General features: G+C 73.1%; 1 protein-coding gene. It reads right to left on the minus strand.

What is annotated here, in order from left to right:
• Window position 1: 1 nt before the first annotated feature.
• Complete coding sequence (locus tag ACFOSH_RS12270; protein ID WP_378238918.1) at window positions 2–8,734, minus strand: type I polyketide synthase; 8,733 nt, start codon at window positions 8,732–8,734, stop codon at window positions 2–4.
• Window positions 8,735–8,759 lie beyond the last annotated feature (25 nt).

Below are 8,759 nucleotides of genomic sequence, written 5' to 3' on the forward strand. Positions count from 1 at the left end.
TTCACCTTCCGGTCCGGCTCGGGCGATTGCGGAGCTTCGCGGTGCGGGCGCGGCGGCGTTCGCCGCGGGCGGAGACGTCTTCGGCGGGTTCGGCGGCCACCTGCGGCGCGCCGGGTTCACCGAGGAGCGTGACGAATTCGGCGATGGTCGGCTTCTCGAAGAGGCTCGCCGGCGCCAGTTCGACGCCGAACTCCTTGGCGACGCGGCCGATCAGCACCAGGCCGATCAGGGAAGTGCCGCCGAGGTCGAAGAACGGGTCGTGCACCCCGACCTCTTCCAGGCCGAGGCAGTCGCACCAGGCGGCGGCGACGCGCACCTCCGCCGGGGTGCGCGGGGCGACATACGCGGTGCGCAGTTCGGGCCGCGGGTACCGCTCGCCGGTGGGGATCGCGGCGTCGGCGCCGACCAGCGCGTCGACCGAACCCATCCGGGCGAGCGCGGCCAGCACGTCGGTCAGCGGGAGCGGCAGCACCGTCACCAGCGGCTCGCCGGAGGCGACGATCCGCGAGAGCAGTTCGGTGCCTTCCTCGGCGCCGATGCCGAACTCCTCGCGGAACTTGCGGGATCCCTCCTGTGCTTCGGCGGACCCCGAGAGCCCGGACGACGTCCAGGCGTCCAGCTGCCAGGGACCCCACGCGACCGACACGACCTGTTTCGCCGGACCACGTCCCCCCGCCGAGGCCGAGGCGACCCCGTCGAGGAAGGCGTTGGCCGCGGAGTAGTCGATCTCGCCGACGCCGACGGTGAGCGTCACCGTCGAGGAGTACAGGACCAGCAGGTCGACCGGTTCGACGCGCAGCGCGTCGGTCAGGGCGAGGGTGCCGTCGATCTTCGGCGCCAGCACCGCGGCCGCCTGCTCGCGGGTCTTGTTCTGCAGCAGGCCGCCACCGGCGATCCCGGCGGCGTGCACGACGCCGTCGAGGTAACCGAAGTAGCCGCGGACCTCGGCCAGCAGCGCGGCGGCCTCGCCGGGAGCGCTGACGTCGGCTCGCAGCGTCAGGACGTCGGCACCGAGGGCACGCAGATCGCGCACCGCCAGCAGGACTTCACTCGTGCGGTCGTCGACACCGTGGTCGGAGATCCAGGCGTCCCAGGTCTCCTCCGGCGGCAGTTCGGAGCGGCCTGCCAGCGCGAGATTCACGCCCAGCGGCGCGAGCCGCCTGGCCAACGCCAGGCCGAGCACGCCGAGCCCGCCGGTGATCAGGTAGGTCCCGCCGGGCTTCCAGGCCAGTGCGTCGTCGGTTTCGGGCAGCTCGACGACGTCGAAGCCGCGCAGCCAGCGCCGTCCGCCTCGCCAAGCGGCGACCGCGACGCCATCCACTGTGTCCACTGTGGATGCCGCCAGGAGATCGAGTTCGTGCAGGGCCTGGGCTGCATTTTCGCCGGCGCGGTCGAAGTCCGCGTACTGCGCGTGGACCGACGGGTACTCGGCGGCGATCGCGTCTGCCGTCGCGGCGATGGTCGGGGCGAAGGCGTCGGTGGCGTCCCCGCCGAGGACGTCGAAGCCGCCGTGTCCCAGCGCGAGCAGGTCGACCCGGCGAGCGGCGCATTCGGCGCCGATGGCCTTGCCGAGTTCCAAGAGGCTGTAGAAGCCGGATTCGAGGCCGCTGGCGGTGAGCCCGAGGGCGTGCACGATCCGGAGTGGACCGTCCCCGGCGAGCACCTGGCGCGTGATCTCGGAGGCGACCGTGACGCGGTGTCCGGCGGCCTCCGCCGCGGCCGCGAAGCCGTCGGCGAACGAGCCCGGCTCGGCGAACAGGACCAGGTCGCCCGGCGTCGCGGGCACCCGGCGCGTGCTGTCCCGGCGCCACGTCGGCGTGTGCGCGGCCAGCCCGTCACGGACCGGCGTCTCCGGCCGCGGCTCACCGGTGGACATCTGCGACAGCGACCAGCCGCCACCACGAGAAGCGACCTCCGGCCAGTAGCGAGTGCGCTGGAAGCGGTAGCCGGGCAGGGAAACGAACCGGCGGTCCGGTCCGGCGCCGTCCGCCCAGCCGATCTGGACGCCGTGCTCCCAGAGCGCGCCGAGCGCGGTCAGCCAAGCCTGTCGTCCGGCCCCGGGTACCGGCTCCGGCAACAGCGAGACGACCGGCGTCTGCGGCAGATAGCGGCCGGCCGCCACGGCGCCGTCGTCGCCGAGCCCGGCTTCGACCAGCACACCGGCGTACTTGGCCAGCGCCAGCAGGCCGTCTTCGAAACGCTCGTCCGCGATCCGCCAGTGCGCCGGGTCGGCGGCCTCGGCGGCGGTGAGCACCGTGCCGGTACGCGGCGAGATCACCGGCACCGCCGGGGTTCCCGCCTGCGGAACGGGTCCACCGAGCGCGAGTTCGAGGCCCTCGGCGAGGCCGAACAGCCCGGCAGCGACCGCGGCGACGCATTCGCCGGTCCCGCGTCCGAGCAGCACGGCCGGTTCGAGACCCCACGCCGTCAGCAACCGGGTGAAGGCGTACTCGACGGCGAAGACCACGGCCCGTTCGTCGGCCTGGGCCATGCCGTAGAGCGCGCCGAGCAGATCGACGCGGCCGTCCAGCAGGGCAGCGCATTCGTCGATCGCGGCACGGAACGCGAGTTCGGTGCGGTACAGCTCGTCGGTGGTGCCCTGCCACGCGCGGCGGGTGCCGGGCAGCAGCAGGCCGAAGCGCCGCTTGTCGGTGACGACCTCGCCGCCGGTGACCGCGCGCAGGGCCGCGACGGCGTCGGCGTGATCGCGCACCAGCACCGCCTTACGAAGCGGGAGCGCGCTACGCCCGGCCTGGGTGGTGAAGGCGACGTCGGCCAGTTCTCCGGTCAGGTTTCCGGCCAGCGCCTCCGCGTTGGCGCGCAGACCGGCTTCGCTCTGGCCGGAAACCGTGAGCAGCTGCCAGTCCGGGCCCGGGGCGGGCATCGGCGCGGGCGCGGCCTGGTCGAGGACGAAGTGCACGTTCGAGCCGGACCAGCCGAAGGAGCTGACGCCCGCACGCAGGATCCCGGCGCCGTTGGCCGGGAACGGCCGCGCGGCGGGGACCGGGCGCACGGTGCCGTCCACGGTGACCACCGAGTTCGGCGTGCTCATGTGCAGGTTGCCCGGCAGGGTGCCGTTTTCCAGCGACAGCACGGTTTTGATCAGCCCGGCCATACCGGCCGCGGCGAGCGTGTGGCCGACGTTCGTCTTGACGGCGCCGACGTAGAGCGGCTCGGGCGCGTTCCGTTCGCCGAAGATCTCGCCGAGCGCGGTGAACTCGATCGCGTCGCCGAGCTGCGTGCCGGAGCCGTGCGCCTCGACGAAACCGATCTCGTCGGGGGTGACCCCGGCGTCGGCCAGCGCCGCGCGGATGACCGCGTTCTGCGCCGCGCGGTTGGGCGCGGTGAGCCCGTTGCTGCGGCCGTCCTGGTTGGTCGCGGTGCCGCGGATGACCGCGCGGGTCCGGTGGGATGGGCCGACCTCGCCCGCCCGGCGGAGCACGACGACGCCGCCGCCCTCGCCGATGACGTAGCCGTCGGCGCTCTCGTCGAAGGTCTTGGTGCGGCCGTCGACGGCGAGCATGCTCATCTTGCAGGACTGGATGAAGACGTCCGGGTTGATCATCGCCGACGCGGCGCCGACGATCGCGATGTCGCATTCGCCGCGCCGGAGGCTCTGCACGGCCAGATGCGCCGCGCTCAGCGCCGACGAGCAGGCGGTGTCGACGGTCAGGCAGGGCCCGCGCAGGTCGAGCAGATGCGCGATGCGCCCGGCGGCGGCGGAAAGCGAGCTGCCGAGGCCGAAGTAGGGGTCGTCGGCCGCGTCCATGCCGTCGGCTTCGAGCTGCCGCATGCTGTACTGCATGGTGTCGATCAGCCCGGCGAACACGCCGGTGCGGCTGCCGCGCAGTTCGTCGGCGGTGAGCCCGGCGTCCTCGATGCCTTCCCACACCAGCTCCATGAGCAGCCGGAAGGTCGGGTCGAGCCGTCGCGCTTCCTGCGGCGAGAGGCCGAAGAACGCCGCGTCCCAGCCGGCGATGTCGTCGACGAACGCGCCCTGCTGCGTGTACGCCTTGCCCGGCGCGGTGCGGTCGGGGTCGTAGTAGTCGGCGGCGGTCCAGCGGTCCGGTGGGACCTCGCGGACCAGATCCTTGCCCTGGACGAGGTTCTGCCAGAACTTCTCCGGGGTGTCGCTGCCGCCGGCGAAGCGGCAGGAGAGGCCGACGACGGCGACGTCCTGGCCCGCGGCGGCCGGCCCGGTGACGACGGTCCGCGTCTCCCGCACGGCCGGGGTGAGCGCGGCCAGCAGGTGTGCGGCGAGCGCGGCCGGGGTCGCGTGGTCGAACACCATCGTCGGCGGGAGCGCCAGCCCGGTCTCGGTGTTGATCCGGCCGCGCAGTTCGATGGCGGTGAGCGAATCGATGCCCAGTTTGGTGAACTGCTGCCCGGCCGGGACGCCGTCGGTGTGCCCGAGCACGGCGGCGGTGTGGGTCAGGACCAGTTCGGTGATGACGCGTTCGCGTTCGGCCTCGGGAAGCCCGGCGAGCCGGGTCCGCCACGCGTCGGCGGCTTCCGCGCCCTCGGCTGCCTGGGCGGCTTCGGCCTCGGCGATGGTGACGACCTCGGGAAGGTCGGCCAGCAGCGGGCTCGGGCGCAGCGCGGCGAACGGCGGGGCGAACTTCTCCCAGGTCAGCTCGGCGACGGTCAGCGCGGTCTCGTCACGGTCCAGCGCCTGGCCGAGCGCGACCAGACCGGTCTCCGGCGCCATGGCCGGGACCCCGAGTCCGCTGAGCATTTCGTCGAGGTCCGCGCCGACACCCATGCCGACCTTGCCCCAGCGGCCCCACGCGATCGACGTCGCGGGCAGGCCGTTCGCGCGGCGCCGTTGTGCGACGGCTTCGAGGTACGCGTTCGAGGCACCGTAAGCGCTCTGGACCGCGTTGCCGATGGAGGCGGCGATCGACGAGAACAAGACGAAGGCGTCGAGGTCGAGGCCTTCGGTCAGCTCTTCGAGGTTGCGCGTCCCGGCGACCTTCGGGCGCAGGACGTCGGCGTAGCGCGTGCGGTCCATCGACTCGATGAGGCCGAGTTCGAGGACGCCGGCGAGGTGGAAGACCGCGCGGAGGTCGTCACGGACCGGCTCGATGACGGCCGCGAGGGCGTTCTTGTCGGCGACGTCGCAGGCGGCGATGGTCACGCGATCGCCCGCCAGGTCGGCCGCACCGGGCGCGGCTTCTCCTTGACGCGAAACGAGAACGACATGTTCGGCGCCGTTTTCGACGAGCCAGCGGGCGACGATCCCGCCGAGGCCGCCGGTGCCGCCGGTGACGAGCACGGTGCCGCGCGGCTGCCAGGACCGTTTGGGCTCGGTGGGCTCGGCGTGGGCGAGCCGCCTGCCGAAGGCTCCGGTGGCCCGGACGGCGACCTGGTCCTCACCACGAGGACCGGTGAGGACTCCGCGCAGGAGGGCGACGGTCCGCTCCCCCGGCTCGGCCGGGACGTCGACGAGACCGCCCCACGCCTGCGGGTTCTCCAACGCCGCCGCGCGGCCGAAGCCCCACAGCTGGGCCTGGGCGGGTGAGTCCGGCGCGTCGTGGGCGCCGATCGAGACCGCGCCGCGGGTGAGCGTCCACAGTGGACCTTGCGGATCGCGGGCGGCCAGCGCCCGGACCAGCGCCATGGTGGCTTCGGCGCCGAAGGACAGTCCGTCGGTCTCGGTCTCGTCGAGGGCCAGCAGGGACAGGATGCCGTCGAAAGACTCGTCAGGCAGCTCCAGGCGATCGGGGTGCTCCACGACCAGCCGCCGCACTTCGGCACCGGACAAGGTCTCAAGAGCGGTCTCGATCCACGGGTGTTCCTGGGTCGACGTGACGAGCAGCCAGCGGCCGGTGGCCGTGGTCGTCGCGGGAGTGAAGGGCTGCCAGCGGACGTGGTAGGCCAGCGACGTCGCTTCGGCCGCCAGCGACCGGACACGGCGATAACGCGACAGCGCGGGCAGGACCGTGCCGAGCGGCGCTTCGACGTCGGACAGTTTCAGTTCGGCGGCGAACTCGCCGACGTCGCCGGATTCGACGACCGACCAGAACCGGCCGTCCTCGGCGGCGACCACGTCCGCGCCCGGGTCTTCCAGCCAGAACCGTTTGCGCTGGAAGGGATAGGTCGGCAGCGTGACCACGCGTGCGCCGCTGCCGCCGAGGTAGGCGGACCAGTCGACGCGGGCGCCGTGCGCGTGGACGAGGCCCAGCGCGGTGACGAGCGTGGCGGCCTGATCGCGGTCCTTGCGCTGGGCCGCGGCGAAGACCGCGCCGTCAGGGAGGACCGAGCGGCCCATCGGGGTCAGGCCTGCGTCCGGACCGAGTTCGAGGAACGTCGTGACGCCTTGGCCGTGCAGGGTTTCCACCGCGTCGGCGAACCGGACGGTGCCGCGGACGTGCTCGGCCCAGTACTCCGGATCGGTGAGCCTGTCGGCGGTCTCGCCGGTCAGCGTCGAGACGACCGGAATCGTGGGCTCACGGTAGGTCAGGGTCCGCGCGACCGCGGCGAACTCGGCCAGCATCGGCTCCATCAGCGCCGAGTGAAAAGCGTGGGACACCGAAAGGCGGGTCGTGCGACGGCCCGGGAAGCGTTCGGCGACGGCGGTGGTCGCGGCCTCGGCGCCGGACAGGACCACCGCGCGCGGGCCGTTGACCGCCGCGAGGGCGACGTCGGCGGACAGGTACGGGCGGACCTCGTCCTCGGTCGCCTCCAGTGCGATCATCGCGCCGCCCTCGGGCAGCGCCTGCATCAGCTTGCCGCGGGCAGCGACGAGAAGAGCGGCGTCCTCCAGGGAAAGCACCCCGGCGACGTGCGCGGCCGCGATCTCCCCGACCGAGTGCCCGGTGAGGAAATCCGGGCTCACGCCCCAAGAGGTGACGAGCCGGAAGAGCGCGACCTCGAACGCGAACAGGGCGGGCTGGGCGAATTCGGTGCGGTCGAGCCGGGCGGCGTCGGCGCCGAACACGACATCCCGCACGCCGGGAAGGTGCGCGCAAGCCGCGTCGAAGGCATCGGCGAACACCGGGAAACACTCGTGGAGACGGCGTCCCATACCGAGCCGCTGCGAGCCCTGGCCGGTGAACAGCACGGCCAGGCGTCCGGCGGTGTCGCTGCCGGTGACTGTGCCCGCTTCGCCGCCCGCGAGGGCGCGGAGACCGGCGGCCAGCTCGGCGCGATCCGCCCCGGTGACGACCGCGCGGTGCTCCATCCCGGCGCGAGTGGTGGCGAGGGAGAGCGCGACGTCGACCGGCTCGGCGCCGGATTCGTCCACAGTGGACAACAGAGCGGCCGCCTGCGCGCGGACCGCGGTGGGCGAGGCACCGGACAGCACGTACGGAACCACCGGCGGCGCCACGATCTCGCGGTCCGCTGCGGCCTCTTCGGACGGCTGTTCGAGGATGACGTGCGCGTTGGTGCCGCTGATCCCGAACGACGACACACCGGCCCGGCGCGGCCGGTCGGACGCGGCCCACGGGCGGGGTTCGGCGAGCAGTTCCACCGAGCCCGCCGCCCAGTCCACGTGCGGGGACGGCGCGTCGATGTGCAGGGTCGCGGGCAGCGTGGCGTGCCGCATCGCTTCGACCAGTTTGACGATCCCGGCGAGTCCGGCGGCGGCCTGGGTGTGGCCGATGTTGGACTTCACCGAACCCAGCCACAACGGCGTTTCGCGGTCCCGGCCGTAGGTGGCCAGCAGGGCTTGCGCCTCGATCGGGTCACCCAGCGCGGTGCCGGTGCCGTGCGCCTCGACGACGTCCACAGTGGACGCCTCGACTCCGGCGTTCGCCAGCGCGGCGCGGATCACGCGCTGCTGCGAGGGGCCGTTGGGCGCGGTCAGGCCGCTGGACGCGCCGTCGGAGTTGACCGCGCTGCCCCGGACCAGCGCGAGGACCGGATGACCGTGGCGGCGCGCGTCGGAAAGGCGTTCCAGCACCAGCATCCCGGCGCCCTCGGCCCAGTTCGTGCCGTCGGCGGCGGCCGCGAACGGCTTGCAGCGGCCGTCCGGCGCGAGCCCCCGCTGCCGCGAGAACTCGACGAACGCGCCCGGCGTCGCCATCACCGTGACGCCGCCCGCCAGGGCCAGCGTGCACTCCCCCGACCGCAGTGCGCGGGCGGCGAGATGGACCGCGACCAGCGAAGACGAGCACGCCGTGTCGATCGACACCGACGGCCCTTCGAGGCCGAGCGCGTAGGAGACGCGGCCGGACACGACGCTGCCGGAGGTGCCGATGCCGAGGTAGCCCTCGTGTTCCTCGGGCAGTGCTGACAGCCGCGACGCGTAGTCGGTGAATCCGACACCGGCGAACACGCCGGTGGCGCTGCCCTTGAGCGAATGCGGGTCGATCCCGGCCCGCTCGACGGCCTCCCACGCCGTCTCCAGCAGCAGCCGCTGCTGCGGGTCGGTCGCTTCGGCCTCCCGGGGCGAGATGCCGAACAGCTCGTTGTCGAACTCCGCGGCGTCATGCAGGAAGCCGCCTTCGCGGACGTAGCTGGTGCCGGGGACGGACGGGTCGAGGTCGTGGATCGCGTCGGTGTCCCAGCCGCGGTCGGCGGGGAACGGCGAGATCGCGTCGCCGCCACCGTCGACCAGCTCCCACAGCTGTTCCGGGGTGCGGACGCCACCGGGGAACCGGCAGCTCATCGCGACGATCGCGATGGGCTCGGTCTCCTTCTCCCGCGCGTCCGCCAGCTCGCGGCGGCTCTCCCGCAGGTCGGCCGCCATCCGCTTGAGGTAGTCGACGTACTGCTCTTCCGAAGGCATGTCACGGCTCCTGAATGGATGGGGG

It is taken from the genome of Amycolatopsis speibonae, assembly GCF_042647925.1.
GTDB lineage: Bacteria > Actinomycetota > Actinomycetes > Mycobacteriales > Pseudonocardiaceae > Amycolatopsis > Amycolatopsis speibonae.

Bases quoted from the DNA above. Each gene is read 5' to 3' on its own strand.
- ACFOSH_RS12270 (WP_378238918.1), bottom strand. From the start codon at position 8,734: ATGCCTTCGGAAGAGCAGTACGTCGACTACCTCAAGCGGATGGCGGCC.